At 62.2% G+C, this 23,619-nt stretch carries 19 protein-coding genes and 1 pseudogene; 8 read left to right on the forward strand and 12 right to left on the reverse strand.

From position 1 onward, the window contains the following. Positions 1-17: 17 nt before the first annotated feature. A pseudogene (locus tag QYQ99_RS20450) lies at positions 18-1,136 on the forward strand (glycerate kinase). A gap of 64 nt (positions 1,137-1,200) precedes the next feature. Here the strand turns inward: QYQ99_RS20450 and QYQ99_RS20455 are convergent. Further along, complete coding sequence (locus tag QYQ99_RS20455; protein ID WP_302089777.1) at positions 1,201-1,656, reverse strand: helix-turn-helix domain-containing protein; 456 nt, start codon at positions 1,654-1,656, stop codon at positions 1,201-1,203. A 153-nt stretch (positions 1,657-1,809) separates the two neighbouring features. Between QYQ99_RS20455 and QYQ99_RS20460 the strand changes: the two genes are divergently transcribed. Next, positions 1,810-2,319: a hypothetical protein gene (locus QYQ99_RS20460; protein WP_302089778.1), complete on the forward strand. Its 510-nt coding sequence runs from the start codon at positions 1,810-1,812 to the stop codon at positions 2,317-2,319. A 91-nt stretch (positions 2,320-2,410) separates the two neighbouring features. On the opposite strand, the gene QYQ99_RS20465 is transcribed toward QYQ99_RS20460, so the two are convergent. The 3 genes from QYQ99_RS20465 to QYQ99_RS20475 form a co-directional block, all read right to left on the reverse strand. Continuing rightward, the gene (locus QYQ99_RS20465) at positions 2,411-7,207 is read right to left on the reverse strand and encodes a DUF3320 domain-containing protein (RefSeq protein ID WP_302089779.1); all 4,797 of its coding nucleotides are present in this window, start codon (positions 7,205-7,207) and stop codon (positions 2,411-2,413) included. Positions 7,208-7,314: 107 nt separating this feature from the next. Beyond that, on the reverse strand, positions 7,315-7,818 hold the full coding sequence (locus QYQ99_RS20470) for a hypothetical protein (RefSeq protein ID WP_302089780.1): 504 nt from the start codon (positions 7,816-7,818) through the stop codon (positions 7,315-7,317). 363 nt (positions 7,819-8,181) lie between these two features. Beyond that, positions 8,182-9,477, reverse strand: coding sequence for a DEAD/DEAH box helicase (locus QYQ99_RS20475; protein ID WP_302089781.1), 1,296 nt, complete (start codon positions 9,475-9,477; stop codon positions 8,182-8,184). A 125-nt stretch (positions 9,478-9,602) separates the two neighbouring features. Between QYQ99_RS20475 and QYQ99_RS20480 the strand changes: the two genes are divergently transcribed. After that, the gene (locus tag QYQ99_RS20480; protein WP_302089782.1) at positions 9,603-10,598 is read left to right on the forward strand and encodes a quinone oxidoreductase family protein; all 996 of its coding nucleotides are present in this window, start codon (positions 9,603-9,605) and stop codon (positions 10,596-10,598) included. Positions 10,599-10,622: 24 nt separating this feature from the next. Here the strand turns inward: QYQ99_RS20480 and QYQ99_RS20485 are convergent, their stop codons facing one another. The 8 genes from QYQ99_RS20485 to QYQ99_RS20520 form a co-directional block, all read right to left on the reverse strand. Beyond that, the gene (locus QYQ99_RS20485) at positions 10,623-11,027 is read right to left on the reverse strand and encodes a nuclear transport factor 2 family protein (protein ID WP_302089783.1); all 405 of its coding nucleotides are present in this window, start codon (positions 11,025-11,027) and stop codon (positions 10,623-10,625) included. Between the two features lie 263 nt (positions 11,028-11,290). After that, on the reverse strand, positions 11,291-12,601 hold the full coding sequence (locus QYQ99_RS20490) for a citrate synthase (RefSeq protein WP_003063579.1): 1,311 nt from the start codon (positions 12,599-12,601) through the stop codon (positions 11,291-11,293). 30 nt (positions 12,602-12,631) lie between these two features. Beyond that, entirely contained in the window at positions 12,632-12,925 is a 294-nt protein-coding gene (locus tag QYQ99_RS20495) for a succinate dehydrogenase assembly factor 2 (RefSeq protein WP_302089784.1), read from the reverse strand. After that, on the reverse strand, positions 12,925-13,629 hold the full coding sequence (locus QYQ99_RS20500; RefSeq protein ID WP_003053210.1) for a succinate dehydrogenase iron-sulfur subunit: 705 nt from the start codon (positions 13,627-13,629) through the stop codon (positions 12,925-12,927). Before QYQ99_RS20500 ends, QYQ99_RS20495 begins: the two co-directional genes overlap by 1 nt. A gap of 27 nt (positions 13,630-13,656) precedes the next feature. Next, positions 13,657-15,462 carry a succinate dehydrogenase flavoprotein subunit gene (gene sdhA / locus QYQ99_RS20505; protein WP_302089785.1) on the reverse strand — a complete coding sequence of 602 codons (1,806 nt, stop codon included), beginning with the start codon at positions 15,460-15,462 and terminating at the stop codon, positions 13,657-13,659. Positions 15,463-15,495: 33 nt separating this feature from the next. Then, complete coding sequence (sdhD, locus tag QYQ99_RS20510; RefSeq protein ID WP_003063575.1) at positions 15,496-15,861, reverse strand: succinate dehydrogenase, hydrophobic membrane anchor protein; 366 nt, start codon at positions 15,859-15,861, stop codon at positions 15,496-15,498. A 41-nt stretch (positions 15,862-15,902) separates the two neighbouring features. After that, positions 15,903-16,328 (reverse strand): succinate dehydrogenase, cytochrome b556 subunit, encoded by a 426-nt coding sequence (gene sdhC, locus QYQ99_RS20515; RefSeq protein WP_003063573.1) that lies wholly within the window; start codon positions 16,326-16,328, stop codon positions 15,903-15,905. Between the two features lie 146 nt (positions 16,329-16,474). Next, entirely contained in the window at positions 16,475-17,266 is a 792-nt protein-coding gene (locus QYQ99_RS20520; RefSeq protein WP_302089786.1) for a GntR family transcriptional regulator, read from the reverse strand. 230 nt (positions 17,267-17,496) lie between these two features. Here QYQ99_RS20520 and QYQ99_RS20525 point away from each other — a divergent pair, with 230 nt between their 5' ends. From QYQ99_RS20525 to acnB, 5 genes are all read left to right on the forward strand, one after another. Continuing rightward, positions 17,497-18,486, forward strand: coding sequence for a malate dehydrogenase (locus QYQ99_RS20525; protein WP_003053219.1), 990 nt, complete (start codon positions 17,497-17,499; stop codon positions 18,484-18,486). Positions 18,487-18,500: 14 nt separating this feature from the next. After that, the gene (gene tam / locus QYQ99_RS20530) at positions 18,501-19,325 is read left to right on the forward strand and encodes a trans-aconitate 2-methyltransferase (protein ID WP_302089787.1); all 825 of its coding nucleotides are present in this window, start codon (positions 18,501-18,503) and stop codon (positions 19,323-19,325) included. After that, positions 19,322-20,326, forward strand: a complete 1,005-nt coding sequence (locus tag QYQ99_RS20535) for an HpcH/HpaI aldolase/citrate lyase family protein (protein ID WP_302089788.1) — start codon at positions 19,322-19,324, stop codon at positions 20,324-20,326. The genes tam and QYQ99_RS20535 overlap by 4 nt, the downstream gene beginning before the upstream one ends. A gap of 31 nt (positions 20,327-20,357) precedes the next feature. Further along, complete coding sequence (locus QYQ99_RS20540) at positions 20,358-20,930, forward strand: hypothetical protein (protein ID WP_302089789.1); 573 nt, start codon at positions 20,358-20,360, stop codon at positions 20,928-20,930. Between the two features lie 97 nt (positions 20,931-21,027). Next, entirely contained in the window at positions 21,028-23,613 is a 2,586-nt protein-coding gene (gene acnB / locus QYQ99_RS20545; protein ID WP_034376518.1) for a bifunctional aconitate hydratase 2/2-methylisocitrate dehydratase, read from the forward strand. Positions 23,614-23,619 lie beyond the last annotated feature (6 nt).

Below are 23,619 nucleotides of genomic sequence, written 5' to 3' on the forward strand. Positions count from 1 at the left end.
CGGGAGCAGACTGCATCATGAAAATAGTGATTGCGCCTGACTCCTATAAGGAAAGTCTGTCGGCACTGGAAGTGACCACTCAGATCGAGCTGAGCTTCAAGGAAATCTTTCCCGACGCCCAGTACCTCAAAGTACCCATGGCCGACGGCGGAGAAGGCACGGTGCAGGCCATGGTTGAAGCCACGCAAGGCCGCAGTGTGGACGTTGAAGTGACGGCCCCGCTGGGCGAACGCATTACCAGTTTCTACGGCCTGACGGGCGATGGCCGCCGCCAGTGGTCTTGCCCTGGTGCCGCCTGCCCAGCGCGACCCGCGTGTGACTACCAGCTTTGGCACGGGTGAACTCATTACTGCAGCCCTCAACGCCGGTGCACGCTACTTGATTCTGGGCATTGGCGGTAGTGCCACGAACGATGGCGGTGCCGGCATGCTGCAGGCCCTGGGCGTGCGGCTGCTCGATGCACAAGGCCAGGACATCGCCTGTGGCGGCGCGCCGCTGGCGCAACTGGCACGCATCGACACCACCGTCTGGATGCGCGACTGGCCGAATGCCAGATTGAAGTGGCCTGCGATGTGGACAATCCGCTGACAGGCCCGCGCGGCGCATCGGCCATCTTTGGTCCGCAAAAGGTGCAAGCGCTGAAGTCGTGCAGCAGCTCGACGCGGCGCTCAAGCACTTTGCGCAAATCATCGAACACGACTTGGGGGTGCAGGCCCGATACTGTTGCGGGCGCAGGAGCAGCAGGCGGCATGGGTGCGGCCATACTGGCTTTCCTCAAAGGCCAGTTGCGCCCCGGCTGCGAAATCATTGCCCGCGCCGTGGACCTGGACGCCGCCGTGCGTGACGCCGATCTGATCATTACCGGCGAAGGCCATATCGACCAGCAGACCATTTTTGGCAAGACCCCGTTTGGTGTGGGCTCGGTCGCCAAGCTGCATGGCAAGCCCGTCATTGGCATCGCTGGTGGTCTGGGCACCAACGCCCATGTGGTCCATGACCATGGCATTGACGCCATCTTCAGCGTGCTCAGCCGCATCTGTAGCATCGACGATGCGCTGAAAGAGGCCGAGCACAATGTGCGCAGCGCCGCCCGCAATGTGGCCGCTGTGCTGGCCATGGGGCGAAACCTAGCCTGATGGGGCTTTGCTCCAAAACACAAAACCCCGGTCAGTGATGGCCGGGGTTTGTGCTTTTGAAACTTCAGAACAGAGGGCTTTTGAAGAAATCCAGAGCGGCCTTGGCGGCCGCAAAATTGCGCTCGATCTGAGCCTGTTGCTCATCGTGGTTCGCGGTCTTGATGGCAGGCTCGGCGGCGGATTTGGCCCTCTTTGGCGCCGCAGCTCTTTTTCTGTCGAGGCAGGGGGCATCCAAGCGGGAGGCGGGTGCCAGCGTTGGAGCCTTGGGGGCGAGCAGCCGGGTCAGATCCAGCTCGGGATTGAGCTGCCACAGGCAGGACACATAGGTCGCCATGGCAACGGCCGGGTCGCCGCGCTCTATGCGTGCCATGGTGGGCTGGGAAATACCCAGCCGCTGTGCCCACTGCGTCTGTGTTTCGCCCCGGCTCTTGCGCTGGGCCACGATGTGCTGGGCCAGCTGCGTTATCTGCAAAAGAATGGCGGGCGGAAACTCGGCGGGGCTGGTGTTCTGGCGAGGCATATGCCAATGGTAGGCAGATTTGGGGAGTGCTCAGGGCAAACAGGGCGCTCTTTGCATTGAGTCAGCAGTTTTCTTGACTGTCCTACGAAGAGGGCAGATCAAGTCTGCAAGTATGGACGGCGATGGATCGTCAACACGGTCCTGGAGTTGCTCATGAAGTTTGTTCACTGGCTCTACACCCTGACCCATTCGCTGATTGCCCTGCTGTTCGGCCTGGCCGCGTTGTGCCTGATCTGGATGGCCGTCACCAAGGCCTGGGCCGTGATTGCTGCCGGCCTGGAGCCGGAGGCCACGCTGCATGTGGTGGAGGCGCTTGGTATTCTGGCCTCAGGCGTGGTGGCCCTGCAGATTTCCCAGACCGTGGTTGAAGAAGAGGTGGTGCGCGACGCCCATATCAGCGGCCCGACAAGAGTGCGTCGCTTTCTCTCTCGCTTTATGGTGGTACTGGTGGTCGCCCTGGCCATCGAGGGGCTGGTTGCCACTTTCAAGGCCCAGGAGCAGCCCGAGAAGCTGCTGTATTCCGCTGCCCTGGTAGTTGCCGTCGGCATGCTCATGGTCGGCTGGGGGGTGTTTGTTCACCTGAATCGTTCGGCGGAGGAGTTGGAGCCCGAGGCCATGGAGGAGGCCAAGAGCGAGGACCGCAAGGTCAGCAACGACCACTGACGCAGAGCGTGGTGCAGGCATGTGGCCTGGTGCCATGAAAACGCCCTGAATTTCTTCAGGGCGTTTTCATTGGTGACTCAAGACTCGGGGCTCAGGTCGGCAGTCGATACAGCGTCCCGTTGAATGCCACGGCACCGCTGCCATGCAGCGCATCGAGCTGCGTCAGCACCAGCTCGCGTACCGGCGCGGTGACGGCGCTCAGGCCCAGCAGCCGGGCCACAGCGGTGGGCAGTTCCTCGCGCTGGCCGCCCAGGCTGGTTTTGAGGGCCTGGGCAATCGCTGCACGGATCTCGGCTGGCGGCAGGCAGTCGATGCGGCGCAGATTGGCCGAGCCTACCTCTGCGCGATTGCGCACCCGCACTGCTCGCCCCGGCAGGTCGAGAAACTCCCCGTCTGCGGCCAGTGCCTCATCGGCCAGCAGGGATTGCCGCGCCTGCTCCAGCGCATCGCGCACGCGGCTGCCGGCGCGTTGCAGGCCCCAGAGCGTACGCATGCGGGTGACCAGCTCGTCAAAATGTATCGGTCCTTCCAACTCCACTGCGCGGCGCATCAGCTGGGCCAGCTGCGCGGTGGATTGCTGATGCAGCTCTCCGGCGGGAACGGCAAAGCGGGCTTCCTGATAGAGGCTGTTGTCAGCGGCGGCGGCCGATTCCGTGTCGGCGCTGCCGGCATCGGACAGCGCTGCCCGTTCTACGACTTCTGTGGCGGCCTGTGATTGATGGGGGGCGATTGCCGGCTGAACTGGTTCGGCATCCTTGCGCTGCCTGGCCGCTTCGACGGCTGCCAGCACGCGCTCGGTCTGGGCGCGCGGCTGGCGGAACCAGTCACAGCCCCAGATGCGCAGCAGCGTCCAGCCCTGGCTCTCCAGCACCGACTGGCGCAGGCGGTCACGGTCGCGCGCGCTGCGGCTGTGGTGATAGCTCATGCCGTCGCACTCGATTCCGAGCAGATAGCGGCCCGGCTGCTCGGGGTCGACCACGGCCAGATCGATGAAAAAGCCCGCAATGCCGATCTGCGTCTGCAGCTGCAGACCCTGGGCCGTCAGCGCTTCATAAACATCTTCTTCGAGCGGCGACTCCAGATCGCGTCCGCTGACTCCGGCCAGTGCCAGCTGACCGGTGGCCGCGTATTGCAGGAATACCTTGAGCGCAGCCACGCCCTTGCCCTTGCCGCGTTCCAGATCGATATCGTCGGCGGTGATGGACGAAAACACCTCGCAGCGCTGCTTGGCGCGCGAGATCAGCACGTTCAGGCGGCGCTCGCCTCCGTCGGCACTCACCGGGCCGAAGCGCATGGGCAGATAGCCCTGCGCGTTGCGCGCATAGGCCACCGAGATGAAGATCACATCGCGCTCGTCGCCCTGCACGTTTTCCAGGTTCTTGATGAAGAAGGGTTCGTTGGGATGGGCGACAAAAAAGGACTCGGCCTCGGGCTGCTGGCGACGCAGCAGTTCCAGCTCGTCCTGAATGGCGACTTTTTGCTGCAGCGAGAAAGCGGCCACGCCCAGGCTGAGCTGCGGCGACTGCTGTGCGTGCTGCATGATGGCGCGAGCAATGGTCTGGGCCTCGATGCGGTTGACGCGGCTGGCGCCGCTGTCAAAACGGCCTTCAGGCAGATGGTGAAAGCGCAGCCCCATGCCCGAGCGGGCCGTGTAGGGGCTGGGCACGACGTAAAGGCCGCTGTTGTAGAACTGCTGGTTGGACACCGCGATCAGCGACTGGTGGCGGCTGCGGTAGTGCCAGCGCAGCATGAGCTGGGGCATGCCCTTGGCCAGGCACAGGCTCAGGATGCTCTCCACATCGGCTGCTGTGGCGATGAGCTGGCTGGCGTCCCCATTCTCGTCCTCGTCGTCGAAGTCGTCCTGCTCGCTGGTCATGCGCGAGAAAAATCGCGTGGGCGGCAACTGCCGGTCATCGCCCACCACCACCAGTTGCCTGCAGCGGGCGATGGCGCCCAGCGCGTCCACGGGCTCGATCTGGCTGGCCTCGTCAATCACCAGCAGATCGAACTCGACCGCACCAGGTTCCAGAAACTGGGCCACGGACAGCGGGCTCATCATGAACACGGGCTTGATGGCCTGGACGGCTTCGCCTGCGAGCTTGAACAGCTTGCGCAGGGGCATATGGCCGCGCTTGCGCGCAATCTCGCCATTGAGCACGCCAAGCGGGCCCATGCCGGATGCGCTGCGCGGAACCTGCTCGTAATGCGAGAGTGCCGACTGGGCGCGCGCGAGTTCGATGCGCTCCAGATCCAGCGCCCGGAACTGGCGCACCTTCTGGCTGTGCTGATCGCCGTTGAAAGCGACCAGCTCGGGGTGAGCCTGAGTGGCCTGACGCAGCAGCGCTTCGTAATAAGCGCGCTCGAGGCTGGCGGCCAGGGTATCTAGCGCAATGGATTCATTCTCGAGCTGCTGCACCAGGGGGGCCATGCCGGCTGTGCGCGCCTGCTCCCGGGTGGCATGGTAGGAGGTCCAGTCCAGCAAGGCGTTGGGCTCGGCGAGCCATTGCGCAAGGCGTTCGCCAAAGTCGGTCAGCGCAATGCGGGCCAGGTCGGGGGCGCCAAAGGCTTCCTGCGTATCGAGCTGGTAGCCGCTGAGCAAGCTCTGCGCAGAGTCCTCGAATGCCTGCAGCGATGCACTGGCCTTGGCGGCCAGGTCCGCGCAATGTGCGGGCGATGGCAACTGGGCATAGAGCTGGCGAAAGGCGGCACTGCGCCCCTGTCCGTCGGGGCCGGCCATCCAGCCCAGCACGGCCTGCAATTGCGTCCAGTTGCTTTGCTCGCCCAGCCACAGGCTGCCAAAGGCATCGGCTCCCTGGGCCTGCTGCTGGCTCAGGCTCTGGCGCAGTTGCTGGGCTTCGATCAGGCTGTCGAGCAGACTCAGTCGTTGTGCGCGCGAGCTCGGCAATGTCGTCTTGAGCTGGCCTTTGAGGCTGGCCATCGCTGCGCGGTAGCCGCTGTTGAAAATGCGAAACAGCGAGTCACCATGTGCCGCGATGCTCTGGCGTGGGGCGTTCCAGTCCGCCGTCCAGGCGGATTCGGCAAAGCTGCCGCGCAGGCTCTGTGCCTGCAGGCTGAACCGTGCGCCGCATTCCAGCAGTTTGCGCAACTGCTCCAGGCCCTGATCCCAGATGCTGCCGGCGACGGCCTGCCGGTCTATGGCGGGGGCACTGGCGAGCTGCTGCGCCAACGTGATCTGCTCCAGCAGGGTCTGAATGGTTGGCGCTGCCGGCGCGCTCAGGGATTGCGCCAGCAGCTCCGCATCCTGCTGCAACCGGGCCAGCGTTGCTTGCAGCGCCGGCAGTTGCTGGGCGAATCGTTGTGCATCCAGCTTGAGTAGTGCCGGGTGGCATACGCCGCGCCACGGGTGCCCGGCCACCGGGCTCACCTTGGACGCCGCCTGGCGCAGCGCTTCGGCAATCTGCTGGCGTGAATGAAAGTCCTCGGGTGACCAGTTCTGTGCGCCTTGCAGCAAATCGGGCAGATGCGCGATCTGCACCGCATCCAGCCGCGCCAGCTGGCCCAGGATCTGGTAGGGCGTGAGTGCGCAGGGCGCGAGCGCCTGATGCATGGTCCGGCTGTGCGAGTTCAGCTGCTGCTGCACGTTGCTCAGCTCATGGATGATTTGCTCGCGGTGCTCCACTCGAGGCCTGCCCAGATCGCGCGTGGCCTTGAGCTCCTCCAGCACCTTGCGCTTGTTGGCATGGTGGCTGTGCAGTTCCAGACAGGCGGGCCCAAGGCCCACGGCTTTGAGGCGGCGATTGACCACCTCCAGCGCGGCCATCTTCTCCGAGATGAACAGCACTTTCTTGCCGTCGGCAATCGCCGCCGCAATCACGTTCGTGATGGTCTGGGACTTGCCCGTGCCCGGCGGGCCCTGAATGACCAGGTTTTCGCCGCGGCGCACGGCTTCGATGGCCAATGACTGCGAGCTGTCGGCATCGACCACGTGGCGCTGGCTGTCCACGGGGATCAACTGGTCCACATCGGCGTCTTCGGGGAACAGGTGTTCGCGTGCCTCGAAGCCGTCCTGCAGTGCGGCGGCAATCAGTGCCTGCCGCTCAAGCTGCTTTTCCGGCGGCCAGGTCGCAGTGTCCAGATCGCGGTACATCAGGAACTTGGCAAAGCTGAAAAAGCCCAGCGTCATGGCGTCGGGCAACACCTGCCAGCCGGGCTGGGCTGCTGCCATCGTGGCGACCGCGGCCAGGTAGGCGCGGGGGGCGAAGTCGTCGCCAGCATTGAATTCGGGCAGCTCCAGGCCGAAGTCGGCCTTGAGCTTGGCGGCCAGCGACAGGTTCTCCGCCGCATCCTCCTGTAGCCATGACAGGGTGAAGCGCTCGGCCGCGCTTTTGCGCTCCAGTGCCACGGGCAGCAGAATCAGCGGCGCAAAACGCGGCTTGTCGGGGGCATTGCGGTCGAACCACTGCAGCTGACCCAGCGCCAGAAACAGGATGTTGACACCCTGTTCCTCGATGAAGGTACGGGCATCGGAATACATGTCCAGCAGCCGGCGCTGCAGCTTCTCGCTGGACAGGCGCGTCTGCAGTTTCAGGTCGCGATGGCGCTGGGCCACACCGCGCGCATCGAGCTGCTCGTCGACGCTTTCTTCGGGCTGGGGCAGGGCGAGGGCGGTCTGTGTCTCTTGGGCCTCTGATGGGTCTGCGGCCGCTTGCTGCTCCTCGGCCTTTGCCGGCGCAAAGCTCATGGCCTTGCTTTCGCCCGCCAGCAGGCGATAGACCTCTTCCGTGCGTTCATCCGCAAAATGCAGCACGCGTGCCGTGGCGGCCTGAGGCAGGCTCAGCAGCCGGTTGCGTGTGGAGAGGTCCAGCAGCGCCTGGCGGCTTTTTTCGAGCTGGCGGGTGATGAGGGCAAAATTCGAGTCTGCGTGCATGGGGCATCAAAAAGCACAGTGAGCTGGCACTTTAGCGTGCTCCCTGGTGCTGATGATGCGGATTGGCAATGTGCGCACTGCGGTTCTGTACCCGTTTTACAAATTGGTCACAGTTTCCAGCCGAACTCGAGCGCAATGAAAGCCGAGCATTGGCCGCAGGTCTTCGGTGCAGCGCGGACCGTAACGCTGTAGCGCTCCCCCTGCCAGCGCACCAGGGCTCCTGCGGCCGCCATGACGGGGCGTGTGTAGTTGGTGCGCAAACCGGCATAGACGCCAGAGTGCAGATTGCCAAAAGTCAGCGGCGTGTACTCGCCTATGGCGTAGGTGCTCCAGCGGTCGATGCTGTTGCGATAGAAGCCGGCCTGCACGGAGAAATCGCTGGAAAACTCTCGTCTGATACCAAGACCCAGGTTTTCCTCGTTCCATTTCTTGCCATGTTGCCTTTCGCTGAAATGATGGCTGACGGTGTGCAGGTTGATATGCCAGGCACCTGCAGATTGGCTGGCCTGAGCAGGTTGATTGACCTCGGCAGTCTGGTTGGCTTCATCGGCCTGAGCTGCGGAGCAGGCAATGACGATGGTCAATCCTGCCAGTGCTTTTAACGATTTCATTGCCGTTCCCCCCCTGCATCGCTTCACAGGCGCATGCAGACAGGTCAGTGACATCCTTGGCTCGCATTCGCAGCGAGGGCAAGGGACCAAGCTTACCAATTTCTATTTAAGAAATTCATGTAAACCATGTTTCTCAATGTCTTTGACTATCGTGTTTTGCGATGTAGGAATAGCTCTTATCTATCGGTGATTAAATTCCAATTTGATTGATGAAGATTCGGAGATTTCGCTGTCGAAAAAGTGGAAGGAGGGGCGCGGCTGCGTCCGGCTTGGTTGAAGGCGCTCTCTGTCAGACGCAAAAAGGCCGCATGGGCGGCCTTTTGATGAACTTAGGCGAGGGAGTCTCGGCCTTGTTGGCAGAGCTCAATCGCCTGGCTGCTGCTTTGCAGCGGCAGCTGCAGCGCGCAGCTTGTCTTTCTTGCTGGGTCTGCGGCCCTTGATACCGCCGTTGCCATCCTGTGCGACGGGAGGTGGCGGCACTTCTTCGGTGGGCTCGAAGCCTTCAATCTGTTCCAGTGCAATGTCTAGCTGGTTGCGTTTGCAGATCAGCTCCCAGTGCGCAGTTTCTGCGGGTGGAACAAAAGTGATGGCGGCTCCCGCATGCCCGGCGCGACCCGTGCGGCCAATTCTATGAATATAGTCGGCGGGCGAGCGTGGCAGGTCGTAGTTGATGACCGTGGGCAGCTGCGCAATATCAATGCCGCGTGAGGCCAGGTCGGTGGTGATCAGCAGCTGCCAGCGCTTGGCCTTGAACTGTTCGAGCACATCCTTGCGCGCACCCTGGCTCATATCGCCGTGGAAGGTGGTGGCGAAGATGCCTGCCTTGTAGAGCTTGTCGGCCATCATTTCGGCGGTGTGGCGCTTGGCGACAAAGACCAGCGCGCGCTCCCACTCGGGTTGGCCTTCGCCATCCTTGACCAGCTGGCGCAGCAGCTGGGTGCGGCGGGTGCTGTCCACGGCAATGGCGCGCTGGCTGATGCTCTCGGGGCTGGCCGAATGCTCGGCGGCCTGGTCGGCATCGACCTGCACGCGAACGGGGTCATGCAGCAGGCGGGCGGCCAGCGCCTCCACGTTCTGCGGGAAGGTGGCCGAGAACAGCAGGGTCTGGCGCTTGGCGGGCAGCAGGGCCAGCACGCGGTTGAGTTCCTCGGCAAAGCCCTGGTCCAGCAGGCGATCGGCCTCGTCCAGCACCAGATGCTGCACCGCATTCAGGCGCACGGCGTTGTTTTCCACCAGATCCAGCAGGCGGCCCGGCGTGGCGACCAGAAAGTCGGCGCTGCCACGCAGCTGCATCATCTGCGGGTTGATGGAGACACCGCCATAGACCACGCGGCTGCGTGGTTGCTCACGCAGTTTGCGTGTGATGTCGCTCAGGCTTTCATGAACCTGCAGGGCCAGCTCGCGCGTGGGCACCAGAATCAAGGTGGCCAGCGGCCGCACAAAGCCGGTGTGGCCGCGCTTTTGCGCCAGCCAGGCCTGCAGCAGGGGCAGCAGATAGGCCATGGTCTTGCCCGAGCCCGTGGGCGCGCAGGCCCAGAGATCGCGCCCGGCCAGCACGGCGGGGATGGCCTCGGTCTGAATCGGCGTTGCGTCGCGCAGACCCAGATCAAGTGTGGCATCCAGAAGCTCGGCGCGCAGGCCTAGTGGGGCAAAAGACATAGAAGAATCAATAGCGGTGTGCAGGAGGCGCATTGTGCGGGAATTGCCGCGTCGCAGCGGGGCGCAGGGACAAGCACGGCGGCAGGCTACATTCGGAGGATTTCAACCCTAGAGGAGCGCAAGCCATGATTCAGGCCACGCATCAAGCCATTGTCATGACGGAGTACGGAGGCCCCGAGGTCCTGAAGATCGCCTCGGTCGCTTCGCAGCCACTGGAGGCCGCTCAGGTGCGCGTGCGGCACACGCGCATTGGCGTGAACTTTCACGATATCTATGTGCGCTCGGGTCTTTACAAGACGCTGGCGCTGCCGGGCACGCCCGGCATCGAAGCCGTGGGGGTGGTGGCTGAAGTGGGGGAGGGCGTGACTCGCTTCAGGCCTGGAGACCGGGTCTGCTATGTCTCTGGCGCCTATTCCATCTACGCCGCCGAGCGCGTGATTGCGCACGACGAACTGATGGCCGTGCCCGATGACCTCAGCGACGCGCTGGTCGCCTCCAGCCTGCTGCGCGGGCTGACGGCCGATGTGCTGCTGCACCGGGTGGCCAGGGTCAGCCAGGGCTCGCGGATTCTCGTGCAGGCCGCCGGTGGCGGCATGGGGCAGATTCTGAGCCAGTGGGCCACGCAGCTGGGGGCCATGGTGATCGGCACGGCAGGCAGCGATGCCACGGCCAGGAAAGCCGATCAGGCCGGTTGTGTGGAGGTGATCCGCTATCGCGGCACGGGCGCCCAGGATGTGGCCGCGCGTGTGCAGCAGCTGACCGGCGGCGAAGGCGTGGAGGTGGCTTATGACGGCGTGGGCAAGGACAGCTTCGACGCCTCGCTGGCCAGTCTGGGCATCGGCGGCCAATTGGTGATGTACGGGCAGTCTTCCGGCCCGGTGCCGCCGCTGGAGATTGCGCGTCTGGCCGCGAAGTCGAACGGCGTATGCCGGCCCATGGTGTTTCACTTCGTCAAAAAGCCCAAAGAGCGCGATGCCATGGCCGCGCGCCTGTTCGAGGCGCTGCGCAAAAAGCATTTCCGCATGGGCGAGCCGCAGGAGTTTGCACTGGCCGATGCCGCGCAGGCCCACCGGCAATTGGAGGCGCATGGCGCCCAGCAGCCCATCTTGCTTGTGCCCTGACGGGGGCTGCCCGTGCTAGCGGTCTTACTGCGCGCCGGCTTGGGGTCGGGGCAGATAGACCTCGCGCCACAGGCTGACTTTTTCGTGTTCGTCAAAGCGCATGAGCAGCATGGCGACAAAGTGCTGGGTGCTGTCATCGGTCTTGGTGATGCAGACTTCCATGGAAAAGACCACCGAGTCCTCGTCGGCTGTGGCGTGCTGGATGGTGTAGCGAATGCCTTGCATGTCCTGCTTCATGCCTTCGAGAAACTCGCGATAGCTCTCGAGGTTGGCCGCATAGTGGCGGCCATTGGGCTCGACCACGAATTGCTCGGCAAAGCACTCGGCGACCTGCTCGCGGCTCAGCGTGGTGTGGCGGTTCAGGTGGCGTTGGTTCCAGCCCAGCACGGCGTGGGCCAGCTCCAGATTGCGTTGTCTTTGTGCATGCATGAAGAGCAGTATAGAAGAGCCGATTCCGGGTCTGATCGGTATTTCTGACTCGGATTGATTAATGAATTTTTATAGCAGATAGCGCATGCTATCAAAGGATTTCATGGTGATTTCAATCTGAAATCGATATAGGTAATGCGCAAGCAGCTATGGTTTTTGTCAGGTGCCGAGATTGCCGGTTCACGTAAAAAAGCCCGCGGACTTTGCAGTCTGCGGGCTTTTTGCCACCCTGAGACCCGGAAATCCGGGCCTGGGCGTGCCGATCAACGCTGAGCGATAGGCTTGACGTCGCGCGACACGGAGCCGGTGAACAGCTGGCGGGGACGACCGATCTTGTACTCGGGGTCGGCCATTTGTTCGTTGAGCTGAGCGATCCAGCCCACGGTGCGGGCCAGAGCGAAGATGCCGGTGAACAGGTTGACGGGGATGCCGATGGCGCGCTGCACGATGCCGGAGTAGAAGTCCACGTTGGGGTAGAGCTTGCGCTGGACGAAGTAGTCGTCTTCCAGGGCAATCTTTTCCAGCTTCTTGGCCAGGGCGAACAGGGGATCGTTTTCCAGGCCCAGTTCGGCCAGGATTTCGTTGCAGGTTTCCTGCATCAGCTTTGCGCGGGGGTCGTAGTTCTTGTAGACGCGGTGGCCAAAGCCCATCAGCTTCACGCCGCTGGTCTTGTCCTTGACCTGTTCCATGAACTCGCCGACCTTCTCGATGCCGCCGTTGGCCTGGATGCCTTCCAGCATGTTCAGGCAGGCTTCGTTGGCGCCGCCGTGGGCAGGGCCCCACAGGCAGGCCACGCCAGCGGAGATGGCGGCAAAGGGGTTGGTGCCGGACGAGCCGCACAGACGCACGGTGGAGGTCGAGGCATTTTGCTCGTGGTCTGCGTGCAGGATGAAGATGCGGTCCAGAGCGCGTTCAACCACGGGGTTGACCTTGTACTCTTCGCAGGGGTTGCCGAACATCATGCGCATGAAGTTGCCGGCATACGACAGGTCGTTCTTGGGGTACATGTAGGGCTGGCCCATACCGTACTTGTATGCCATGGCAACCAGAGTGGGCATCTTGGCGATCAGGCGGATCGCTGCAATGTTGCGGTGCTCTGGGTTGGTGATGTCGGTGCTGTCGTGGTAGAAGGCCGACATGCCGCCCACCAGACCGGTCAGCACGGCCATGGGGTGAGCATCACGACGGAAGCCGCGCAGGAAGAACTGCATCTGCTCGTTGACCATGGTGTGCTTGGTCACCAGCTCTTCGAAGTTGGCCTTTTCCTTCTCGTTGGGCAGCTCCCCGTACAGCAGCAGGTAGCAGGTTTCCAGGAAGTTGCAGTTCTTGGCCAGTTGTTCGATGGGGTAGCCGCGGTACAGCAGCTCGCCCTTGTCGCCATCGATGTAGGTGATGGCGGATTGGCAGGCGGCGGTAGAGAGGAAGCCCGGGTCATACGTGAACATGCCAGTCTGGGCGTAGAGCTTGCGGATGTCGATCACATCCGGGCCGATATTGCCCTGGTACACCGGCATTTCCACACTGGGAGCGCCATTGCTGAAAGACAGCGTTGCTTTGTTGTCAGCGAGTTTCATTTCCAAACTTCCTTCTCTAGTTTGCCTAGCCTACTGGGGACAGCTACCGGGCTGGCGCTTGCGCACCATCTCCAGCACTTCCCTGACTTCTTGGGTATCGAGTTGTCCTTCAGGTTCCTTGCGACGCAAGAAAAGATCCATCAGGTCGTTGTCTGCCAGATCCATCAAGGCAGACAGGCCAGTCGCGTGTCTCCGCGTGAGCTGGCTTCCGTAGGTGGCGAAGAACTGCTCGATGAACAGATCGTTCTCAACCAGGCCACGGCGGCTGCGCCACCTCAGCAGGTCGCGCTCACGTTCGTCGAGCAGAGTATTCGTCATCAGCATCAGACGGTTCGACGAACCATCAGCTCCTTGATCTTGCCAATGGCTGCGGTGGGGTTCAGGTGCTTGGGGCACACGTCCACGCAGTTCATGATGGTGTGGCAGCGGAAGAGGCGGTAAGGATCTTCCAGATTGTCAAGGCGCTCGCCCGTGGCTGTGTCGCGGCTGTCCGCGATGAAGCGGTAAGCCTGCAGCAGACCGGCCGGGCCCACGAACTTGTCGGGGTTCCACCAGAACGAGGGGCAGCTGGTGGAGCAGCTGGCGCACAGAATGCACTCGTACAGGCCGTTGAGCTCTTCGCGCTCTTCGGGCGACTGCAGGCGCTCCTTGCTGGGCGAGGCGTAGACATCGCTTTGCAGGTAGGGCTTGATCGAGTGGTACTGCTTGAAGAACTGGGTCATGTCCACGATCAGATCGCGGATGACGGGCAGGCCGGGCAGGGGCTTGAGAACGATGTCGCCCTTGAGGGTGTTCATGTTCGTCAGGCAGGCCAGACCGTTCTTGCCGTTGATGTTCATGGCGTCGGAGCCGCACACGCCTTCACGGCAGGAGCGACGGAAGGCGATGGAGGGGTCCATGGCCTTGAGCTTGACCAGGGCGTCCAGCAGCATGCGCTCGTGACCGTCCAGCTCCACTTGCACGGTTTGCATGTAGGGCTTGGCGTCTTTGTCCGGATCGTAGCGGTAGATTTTGAATGTGCGCTTCATTTTGATCTTCTCTCGTGGGCTGCTGAATTAGAACGTGCGGACCTTGGGAGGAACGCTGGCAACGGTCAGGGGCTTGAGGTTCACAGGCTTGTAGGACAGGCTGTTGGTGGCGCTGTCCCACAGGGTGTGCTTGAGCCATTCCTTGTCGTTGCGGCCCAGCGGGAATTCGGCGTGGTCGGCAGGGTGCTCGTAGTCGTACACGGTGTGTGCGCCACGGCATTCCTTGCGGGCTGCGGCCGAGGTCATGGTGGCTTGCGCCACTTCGATCAGGTTGTCCACTTCCAGGGCTTCCATGCGGGCGGTGTTCCACACCATGGACTTGTCCTTCAGGGTCACGGAGCCGACCTTGTCGCGGATCGCGTTGATCTTCTCCACGCCTTCGTCCATGCTCTTTTGCGTGCGGAACACGCCAGCGTGGGTCTGCATGGATTGGCGGATCTCGCCGGCGACGTCCTGGGCGTAGGTGCCGTCCTTGGAGTCCTGCAGCTGGTTGAGGCGCGCCAGGGTGCGCTCGGCGCCGTCGGCGGGCACTTCGTGGTGAGCGCCGAAGCCGTTGACGAATTCCACGATGTGCTTGCCGGCAGACTTGCCGAAGACCAGCAGATCCAGCAGCGAGTTGGTGCCCAGGCGGTTGGCGCCGTGCACGGACACGCACGAGCATTCGCCCACGGCGTAGAGGCCGCCCACCACGTTGTTCTGCTGACCGTCCCAGACCACGACCTGACCGTTGATGTTGGTCGGGATGCCGCCCATCTGGTAGTGGATGGTGGGAACCACGGGGATGGGTTCCTTGGTGATGTCCACGTTGGCGAAGTTGTGGCCGATTTCTTCCACGGAAGGCAGACGCTTGCGGATGGTTTCGGCACCCAGATGGTCCAGCTTCATCAGGATGTAGTCCTTGTTCGGACCGCAGCCGCGACCTTCCTTGATTTCCTGGTCCATCGAACGCGACACGAAGTCACGTGGTGCCAGATCCTTCAGCGTGGGAGCGTAACGCTCCATGAAGCGCTCGCCTTCGCTGTTGAGCAAAATGGCGCCTTCACCGCGGCAGCCTTCGGTCAGCAGCACGCCGGCACCGGCCACGCCGGTGGGGTGGAACTGCCAGAACTCCATGTCCTGCAGAGGAATGCCGGCGCGAGCAGCCATGCCCAGGCCGTCACCGGTGTTGATGAAGGCGTTGGTCGACGCCTGGAAGATACGGCCGGCACCGCCGGTAGCCAGCAGCACGGCCTTGGCGTGCAGCTCGTACAGATCGCCGGTTTCCAGCTCCAGTGCGGTCACGCCGACCACATCGCCCTGGGTGTTGCGGATCAGGTCCAGCGCCATCCACTCCACGAAGAAGTTGGTCTTGGATTTGACGTTCTGCTGGTACAGCGTGTGCAGCATGGCGTGACCGGTACGGTCGGCCGCTGCGCAGGCGCGTTGCACGGGCTTTTCGCCGTAGTTGGCGGTGTGGCCGCCGAAGGGACGCTGGTAGATGGTGCCGTCGGCATTGCGGTCGAAAGGCATGCCGAAGTGCTCGAGCTCGATCACGACGTTCGGCGCTTCACGGCACATGAACTCGATGGCGTCCTGGTCGCCCAGCCAGTCGGAGCCCTTGATGGTGTCGTAGAAGTGATAGTGCCAGTTGTCTTCGCTCATGTTGCCCAGCGAAGCGGACACGCCGCCCTGGGCGGCCACAGTGTGCGAGCGAGTGGGGAAAACCTTGGACAGCGAGGCGACGGACAGACCGGCGCGCGACAGTTCCAGCGCAGCGCGCAGGCCGGAGCCGCCGGCACCGACGATCACGACGTCAAACTTGCGCTTGGTGATATTTGCTTTGGAGTAGCTCATTCTTAACCTTCAATCGTGGAGACTGTGTCTCAATCAGAGACGCCACAGAACCTGGATGCCCCAGCCGATGCAGCCGACCAGCCAGACAATGGTGACCACTTGCAGTGCAAGGCGCAGGCCCACAGGCTTGACGTAGTCCATCCAGATGTCACGCACGCCGATCCAGGCATGCCAGCCCAGAGCCACGAAGAGGGCCAGGGTCAGAAACTTCATCCACTGGGGAGCAAAAATGCCGGCCCACTGCTCGTAGCCCACAGGGCCGCCGACCGTCAGAAAGCGCACCAGCAGCACAACGGTGTACAGAGCCATCAGGACGGCAGTAGAGCGTTGGGCCAGAAAGTCGCGGGTGCCATAGTGCGCACCGACAACAGTACGCTTGGAGCCGTAATTCACGGACATGGTTGTTTCCTTATCGTGAGGTGTTATTGACTGGACGCTGATCAGTACAGGCCGAACAGCTTGGCGCCAAGCACCACGGTCAGGGCAACGCTGATGCACAGCACGACTGCGGCGGTGGACTTGCCGGTCTGCTTGTTCACGGCATGGTGGTTCACGTCCATCACCAGATGGCGGACACCTGCGCAGAAGTGGTGCAGATAGGCCCAGATCAGTGCCAGGCAGACGAGCTTGGCAAACCAGCCAAAGGGACCTGCGAATACCGACGTGAAGGAATCAAACGAAATTTCCGACGAGATCGAGTTGTCGAACATCCAGATGATGAACGGCAGCAGGATCGCCATCAGCAGGCCGCTGACGCGGTGCAGGATGGACACGATGCCTGCCAGGGGCAGACGATAGGTCGGTAGGTCCGAGAAGAAGTTGATATTGCGGAACTCTGGCCGCTGTTTTGCTTTTTGCTCTGTCATGGCAGGGTACTTTCGTGGATGTAACTGCGTTGTAATCGCTAGTGCGAAGCGACACAAAATTCTATTGCAATGCAGCAGAATCCGTTAGCCGAATTTGCATAGCAGATGATTGGGCTCTGTTGCAATCAACGCTTTTACGGGGGGATTCAGTTCAAAGCATTGCGGTAATGATGGGTGTCGGTGCGGTACAGGCCGCGCCGTAACTCCATGGGAACATCGTTGTAGGTGTAAGCAGTTCGCTCCACGCTGAGCAGCGGCGTGGTGCTGGGGATGTTCAGCAGCTGGGCTTGCTCGGCATCGGGCAGAACGGCGCGAATTTTCTCGTCGGCCCGCACCATGCGCACGCCATAGACCAGCTCGAACATGGCGTAGGTGGGGCCCTGGTAGCTGGACATCTGCTCGGCCGTCAGCCCCTTGAAGGCGTTGCCAGGCAGCCAGATGTCCTCCAAAATGGTCGGGATTGCGGCAAAGGACAGGGTGCGGCGCACATGCATCACGGCGTCGCCGGTGCGCAGGGCCAGGGCGCGGGCCACTTCGGCGGGCGCGCGCAGGCGGCGGCACTCGAGGATGTGGCGCTCTGCGCGGCCTTCGCCCTGCAGGTCGCCGGCATCGGGGCGCAGATTCAGGAAGCGGTACTGCACCTGCTGGGCGGCGTGAGTGGCCACAAACGTGCCCTTGCCCTGACGGCGCATGACCAGATTTTCGGCGGCCAGTTCATCGATTGCCTTGCGCACCGTGCCCTGGCTGACCTTGAAGCGGGCTGCCAGCTCCATTTCACTGGGGATCAGTTCTCCGGGGCGCCATTCGCCAGCTTCCAGGCTTTGCAGGATCAGGCCCTTGATCTGCTGGTACAGAGGGCTGAAGGCTGGGGTGGAGACGCCGGCACCACCGCTATGGCTGGCGTTGTTGTCCGGGGCTGTGTTTTGGGGGCTGGGCATAGTTGGTTTTGAAGGTATCGCCTCCGCGATGCGATGCACAAAAAACAGTCGATTTGACTATGGTCGCTAAGTGAAGATCATATCTTATATAAGACATAAGACAAATTGACCGGGCTTTGATTTCAGCAGTACACTTGCCGCATGTTTGCGGAGCTTGCGCTACTGGTGGTTACGCTGGTGCAACTTGGCGCCCATAACATCTCACTTTTTTCCAATCTTGGAGTTTCACCATGAGCAAGAAGCCCGTCCGTGTCGCCGTTACCGGCGCAGCTGGCCAAATCGGTTACGCCCTGTTGTTCCGCATCGCCTCCGGCGAAATGCTGGGTAAAGATCAGCCCGTTATTCTGCAACTGCTGGAAATCCCCGACGAAAAGGCTCAAAACGCTCTGAAGGGCGTGATCATGGAGCTGGAAGACTGCGCCTTCCCCCTGCTGGCCGGCATCGAAGCCCACGCAGACCCCATGACCGCCTTCAAGGACACCGACTACGCTTTGCTGGTGGGCGCCCGTCCCCGTGGCCCCGGCATGGAACGTGCTGACCTGCTGGCTGCCAACGCCCAGATCTTCACCGCCCAGGGCAAGGCTCTGAACGCCGTGGCTTCACGCAATGTCAAGGTTCTGGTGGTAGGCAACCCCGCCAACACCAACGCCTACATCGCCATGAAGTCGGCTCCCGATCTGCCCGCCAAGAACTTCACCGCCATGCTGCGCCTGGACCACAACCGCGCTGCTTCCCAGTTGGCTGCCAAGGGCGGCTTCAAGGTTGGCGACATCCGCAAGCTGACCGTGTGGGGCAACCACTCGCCCACCATGTACGCCGACTACCGCTTCGCCACCGTGGACGGCAAGTCCGTGAAGGAAGCCATCAACGACCAGGAATGGAATGCCAACGTGTTCCTGCCCACCGTGGGCAAGCGCGGCGCCGCCATCATCGCTGCTCGCGGCCTGTCGTCGGCTGCTTCGGCTGCCAACGCTGCCATCGACCACATGCGTGACTGGGCCCTGGGCTCCAACGGCGAATGGGTCACCATGGGCGTGCCTTCCAACGGCGAGTACGGCATTCCCGCCGGTATCGTGTTCGGTTTCCCCGTGACCACCACGGCTGACGGCGAATACAAGATCGTCGAAGGTCTGGAAATCGATGCCTTCTCGCAAGAGTGCATCAACAAGACTCTGGCTGAGCTGCAAGGCGAGCAAGACGGCGTCAAGCACCTGCTGTAATCAGCGCAAAACCTATGCAAGACTGGAACCCTGCGCTGTATCTGCGCTTTGCCAATGAGCGCACGCGCCCTGCGGCAGAACTGCTGGCAAGAGTACCTTCCAGCTTGCATTCACCCGCTCGCAGCCTCCGCATCGTGGATCTGGGCTGCGGGCCGGGCAACTCCACCGAACTTCTGGTGGAGCGTTTTCCCGGCGCCGATGTGCTCGGCGTCGACAATTCCGAAGCCATGCTGGAGACTGCGCGAAAGCAGTTGCCACAGGCCAGGTTCGAGGCCGGTGATATTGCCTCCTGGGCACCTGCTGAAGGTGAGCCAGCACCTGATTTGATCTATGCGAATGCCTCCATCCAGTGGGTGGGCGAGCATGAGAGCCTGATTCCCCGTCTGTTTTCGCTGCTGGCACCCGGTGGCGTGCTGGCCATACAGATGCCTGACAACCGTCAGGAACCCTCGCACCGAAACATGCGCGAAGTCGCGCAGCTGCCCCGGTTTGCCGCGCACATCGGGGATGCGAGCAAGGTGCGTACCGAGATTTTGCCCATAGGGGTCTATTACGACCTGCTGGCAGCGCCCCAGCCGGCGGCTCCCATGAATGAGGCCGCGAGCGTGGATGTGTGGCACACCATCTACCAGCACCCCATGGACTCGGCCGCAGCGATTGTGCAGTGGCTCAGCAGCACGGGCCTCAAGCCTTTCGTGGAAGGTTTGCCCCAGCAGCTGCAAGCCGAGTATCTGAGCGAGTATCAAAGCCGCATCGATGCGGCTTATCCGGAGCGAGCCGACGGCAGGCGTCTGCTGGCTTTCCCCCGACTTTTCATGGTGGCTCAGCGCAAGTCATGACGAAAGAACTGGTTCACCCCGCCACCGTGCTGCTAGATGCCCAGGGTGGCGCTCAGCGTCTGCCCGTCTGCGATCACTACAGCGGCGTGGAAGCGCGCATGCGCAAAAGCCTGCAGTTGCAGGCCGAGATGATGCAGGAGTTCGGCACCTGCGTGTTCGATGTGACGCTGGACTGCGAGGACGGAGCGCCTGTCGGCCAGGAGGCCGGGCATGCGCGTCTGGTCGTCGAGCTGGCGAACGGCGCTGCTCAAGGCGCGCGTGTGGCGGCCCGGGTGCATGCGGTGGAGCATGCACATTTCCAGGCAGACATGGACATCATTGCCGGCGGCGCTGCTGACAAGCTCTGCCACATCATGATTCCCAAGGTGGAGTCGGTCGATGACGTCATCAAGGCCGAAGCAGCCCTGCAACGCGCAACAGACAAGCGTGTGCCGCTGCATGTCTTGATTGAGTCTCCTGCTGCCGTGCAGCAGGCCTTCGACATCGCCGCACATCCGGCCGTGCAGAGCATCTCCTTCGGACTGATGGATTTTGTCTCGGCCCATGGCGGCGCCATCCCCGCGTCCGCCATGACGGCGCAGGGCCAGTTCGAGCATCCGCTGGTCGTTCGCGCCAAGCTGGAGATCGCGGCAGCCTGCCATGCCCACGGCAAGGTGCCTTCGCACTGCGTGGTTACGGAATTCAAGAATCCTGAAGCTTTGGGTGCTTGTGCGCAAAAAGCCTCGCGTGAGCTTGGCTACACACGCATGTGGAGCATTCATCCTGACCAGATTCGCCCGATTTTGCGTGCATTTGCGCCAGCCGAAGACGAAGTTCTGCAGGCGGCACAAATACTTACCTCTGCAGAGGTGCAGAATTGGGCGCCCATCAGTTTTGGTGGTGTACTACACGACCGCGCGAGCTACCGCTATTTTTGGCAGTTGCTGGAGCGCGCTCACCAGACGGGGCAGGTCTTGCCGGTTGAAGCTCAACCCTGGTTTGCCCCGGCCTCAATCCGTTGAACTCATAACAAGTCTGCAGGAGCTAATTCCTATGAAGACCCTGATCGCCACTTTGATGATTGCCGCCCCCCTGGTCGCAATCAGCCACTCTGCCGTGGCAGAAACCGCTCCCAAGGCCAAGGCTGATGCCGCCAAGAAGGCTCCCGTTGCCAAGAAGGCAACCACTGCGTCCAAGAAGGGCAAGGCTGCCGCTGCCGTAGCTGCAGGTGGTGCGGGTGCCGCCGCAGTCGTGGCGGCCGGCCCGGCTTCCTCCCCCCTGGGCACGGAAGAGCTGGCCGTGGCCGAACGCGTGCACAAGGGCCGCATTGCCTGTGAGCTGGGTGCCTATGTGAACGTGAACGCCGACGCTGCCAACCCCGGCTACTTCATCGTGGACGGTCGTGGCTTCAAGTACCACATGTCTCCGGTCAAGACTTCCACGGGCACCGTGCGCCTGGAAGACAAGGCTGCCGGTGCCGTGTGGCTGCAGATCGCCAACAAGTCCATGCTGATGAACCAGAAGGCCGGCCAGCGTCTGGCGGATGAGTGCATGAGCCCCGAGCAGCAGCAAGTGGCCGAAGCCATCCGCAAGAACCCACCTCCCAGCCTGCTGGACAGCAAATAAGTCTGGCGAGGCTGAGGGCTGGCGTATCGCACATGCGCCAGTCCTGTAATTCGCGCTCCACGCGCAGCCTTTTTCAAAAAACCATTGGAGAGAACCCATGTTGAAAGCCTACCGTGACCATGTGGCAGAACGCGCCGCACTGGGCATCCCCCCGCTGCCTCTGGATGCCAAGCAGGTCGCCGACCTGATCGAGCTGATCAAGAACCCACCCGCCGGTGAAGACGCATTCCTGATGGATCTGCTGACTCATCGCGTGCCGCCGGGTGTGGATGATGCAGCCAAGGTCAAGGCTTCCTTCCTGGCTGCCGTGGCTCACGGCGACCTGAAGGTGGGTCTCATCTCCAAGGCCAAGGCCACCGAGCTGCTGGGCACCATGGTGGGTGGCTACAACGTGCACCCCCTGATCGAGCTGCTGGACGATGCCGAAGTGGCCGGCGTGGCTGCCGACGCGCTGAAGAAGACATTGCTGATGTTCGACTTCTTCAACGACGTGGCCGACAAGGCCAAGGCCGGCAATGCCAAGGCCAAGGAAGTGATGCAAAGCTGGGCCGATGCCGAGTGGTTCACTTCGCGTCCCAAGGTCGAGGAAAAGATCACCGTCACCGTCTTCAAGGTGCCTGGCGAGACCAACACCGACGACCTGTCGCCCGCTCCTGACGCCTGGAGCCGTCCCGACATTCCTCTGCACTACCTGGCCATGCTCAAGAACACGCGTCCCGACGCGGCGTTCAAGCCCGAAGAAGACGGCAAGCGCGGCCCCATGCAGTTCATCGAAGACCTGAAGAAGAAGGGCCACCTGGTTGCCTACGTGGGTGACGTGGTCGGTACCGGGTCATCCCGCAAGTCCGCCACCAACTCCATCATCTGGGCTACCGGCATGGACATCCCCTTTGTGCCTAACAAGCGCTTTGGTGGTGTGACCCTGGGCGGCAAGATCGCTCCCATCTTCTTCAACACGCAAGAAGACTCCGGCGCTCTGCCCATCGAAGTCGATGTCTCCAAGCTGGAAATGGGCGACGTGATCGACGTCTATCCCTACGCTGGCAAGATCGAAAAGAACGGCGCCAAGATCGCTGACTTCCAACTGAAGTCCGATGTGCTGCTGGATGAAGTGCAAGCCGGTGGCCGTATCAACCTGATCATCGGCCGCTCGCTGACAGCCAAGGCTCGCGAAGCCCTGGGTCTGCCCGCATCCAACGAATTCCGTCTGCCCCAGGCTCCTGCCGCTTCCAACGCTGGCTTTACGCTGGCTCAGAAGATGGTTGGCCGTGCCGTGGGTCTGCCAGAAGGCCAGGGCGTGCGCCCCGGTACTTACTGCGAACCCCGCATGACCACCGTTGGCTCGCAAGACACCACCGGCCCCATGACCCGTGACGAGCTCAAGGATCTGGCTTGCCTGGGCTTCTCCGCCGACATGGTGATGCAGTCCTTCTGCCACACAGCGGCTTACCCCAAGCCCGTGGACGTGAAGACTCACCGCGAACTGCCCAACTTCATCAGCAACCGCGGCGGCGTGGCCCTGCGTCCTGGCGACGGTGTGATCCACAGCTGGCTCAACCGCCTGCTGCTGCCCGATACCGTCGGTACCGGCGGTGACTCGCACACCCGCTTCCCTATTGGTATCTCCTTCCCCGCTGGCTCCGGTCTGGTGGCCTTCGGCGCCGCTACCGGCGTGATGCCTCTGGACATGCCCGAATCGATCCTGGTGCGCTTCAAGGGTGAAATGCAGCCTGGCGTGACCCTGCGCGATCTGGTGCACGCGATTCCTCTGTACGCCATCAAGGCCGGTCTGCTGACCGTGGCCAAGGCCGGCAAGATCAACGAATTCTCGGGTCGCATCCTGGAAATCGAAGGCCTGCCCAACCTGAAGGTCGAGCAAGCGTTTGAGTTGTCCGACGCGTCCGCTGAACGTTCCGCTGCCGGTTGCACGATCAAGCTGAACCCCGAGCCCGTCAAGGAATACCTGACCTCGAACGTCGTTCTGATGAAGAACATGATCGCCGACGGTTACGCCGACGCCAAGACGCTGCAGCGCCGCATCGAGAAGGTCGAAGCCTGGCTGGCCAAGCCCGATCTGCTGGAAGCCGACGCCAACGCCGAGTACGCCCATGTCATCGAGATCGACATGAGCGACATCAAGGAACCCATCGTCTGCTGCCCCAACGATCCTGATGACGCCAAGACCTTGTCGGACGTGGCCGGTGCCAAGATCGACGAAGCCTTCATCGGCTCCTGCATGACCAATATCGGTCACTTCCGCGCCGCAGCCAAGCTGCTGGGCGGCCAGCGCGACATCCCCGTCAAGCTGTGGGTGGCTCCTCCCACCAAGATGGACCAGGACGAGCTGATCAAGGAAGGTCACTACTCTGCCTTTGGTACTGCCGGTGCCCGTACCGAAATGCCCGGCTGCTCGCTGTGCATGGGTAACCAGGCTCAAGTGCGTGAAGGTGCGACTGTCATCTCGACTTCCACTCGTAACTTCCCCAACCGTCTGGGCAAGAACACCAATGTGTATCTGGGCTCGGCCGAGCTGGCAGCCATCGCTTCGCGTCTGGGTTACCTGCCTTCCAAGGAAGAGTACCTGAAGGAAATGGGCGTGATCGATGCCGACAAGGCCTCCGTCTACCGCTACATGAACTTCAACGAAATCGCCGAGTACGCTGAAGTGGCCGCCAAGATCTAAGCGTCT

It is taken from the genome of Comamonas testosteroni, assembly GCF_030505195.1.
GTDB lineage: Bacteria > Pseudomonadota > Gammaproteobacteria > Burkholderiales > Burkholderiaceae_C > Comamonas > Comamonas testosteroni_G.

What these genes read in the sequence shown, in the direction of transcription:
- QYQ99_RS20460 (WP_302089778.1), top strand. Translation starts at nt 1,810, where the DNA reads ATGAAGTTTGTTCACTGGCTCTACACCCTGACCCATTCGCTGATTGCC.
- QYQ99_RS20540 (WP_302089789.1), top strand. Translation starts at nt 20,358, where the DNA reads ATGAAGACCCTGATCGCCACTTTGATGATTGCCGCCCCCCTGGTCGCA.
- QYQ99_RS20500 (WP_003053210.1), bottom strand. Translation starts at nt 13,629, where the DNA reads ATGAAGCGCACATTCAAAATCTACCGCTACGATCCGGACAAAGACGCC.
- QYQ99_RS20520 (WP_302089786.1), bottom strand. Translation starts at nt 17,266, where the DNA reads ATGCCCAGCCCCCAAAACACAGCCCCGGACAACAACGCCAGCCATAGC.
- sdhA (WP_302089785.1), bottom strand. Translation starts at nt 15,462, where the DNA reads ATGAGCTACTCCAAAGCAAATATCACCAAGCGCAAGTTTGACGTCGTG.
- acnB (WP_034376518.1), top strand. Translation starts at nt 21,028, where the DNA reads ATGTTGAAAGCCTACCGTGACCATGTGGCAGAACGCGCCGCACTGGGC.
- sdhD (WP_003063575.1), bottom strand. Translation starts at nt 15,861, where the DNA reads ATGTCCGTGAATTACGGCTCCAAGCGTACTGTTGTCGGTGCGCACTAT.
- QYQ99_RS20495 (WP_302089784.1), bottom strand. Translation starts at nt 12,925, where the DNA reads ATGCTGATGACGAATACTCTGCTCGACGAACGTGAGCGCGACCTGCTG.
- sdhC (WP_003063573.1), bottom strand. Translation starts at nt 16,328, where the DNA reads ATGACAGAGCAAAAAGCAAAACAGCGGCCAGAGTTCCGCAATATCAAC.
- QYQ99_RS20525 (WP_003053219.1), top strand. Translation starts at nt 17,497, where the DNA reads ATGAGCAAGAAGCCCGTCCGTGTCGCCGTTACCGGCGCAGCTGGCCAA.
- tam (WP_302089787.1), top strand. Translation starts at nt 18,501, where the DNA reads ATGCAAGACTGGAACCCTGCGCTGTATCTGCGCTTTGCCAATGAGCGC.
- QYQ99_RS20465 (WP_302089779.1), bottom strand. Translation starts at nt 7,207, where the DNA reads ATGCACGCAGACTCGAATTTTGCCCTCATCACCCGCCAGCTCGAAAAA.
- QYQ99_RS20455 (WP_302089777.1), bottom strand. Translation starts at nt 1,656, where the DNA reads ATGCCTCGCCAGAACACCAGCCCCGCCGAGTTTCCGCCCGCCATTCTT.
- QYQ99_RS20485 (WP_302089783.1), bottom strand. Translation starts at nt 11,027, where the DNA reads ATGCATGCACAAAGACAACGCAATCTGGAGCTGGCCCACGCCGTGCTG.
- QYQ99_RS20490 (WP_003063579.1), bottom strand. Translation starts at nt 12,601, where the DNA reads ATGAAACTCGCTGACAACAAAGCAACGCTGTCTTTCAGCAATGGCGCT.
- QYQ99_RS20535 (WP_302089788.1), top strand. Translation starts at nt 19,322, where the DNA reads ATGACGAAAGAACTGGTTCACCCCGCCACCGTGCTGCTAGATGCCCAG.
- QYQ99_RS20480 (WP_302089782.1), top strand. Translation starts at nt 9,603, where the DNA reads ATGATTCAGGCCACGCATCAAGCCATTGTCATGACGGAGTACGGAGGC.
- QYQ99_RS20470 (WP_302089780.1), bottom strand. Translation starts at nt 7,818, where the DNA reads ATGAAATCGTTAAAAGCACTGGCAGGATTGACCATCGTCATTGCCTGC.
- QYQ99_RS20475 (WP_302089781.1), bottom strand. Translation starts at nt 9,477, where the DNA reads ATGTCTTTTGCCCCACTAGGCCTGCGCGCCGAGCTTCTGGATGCCACA.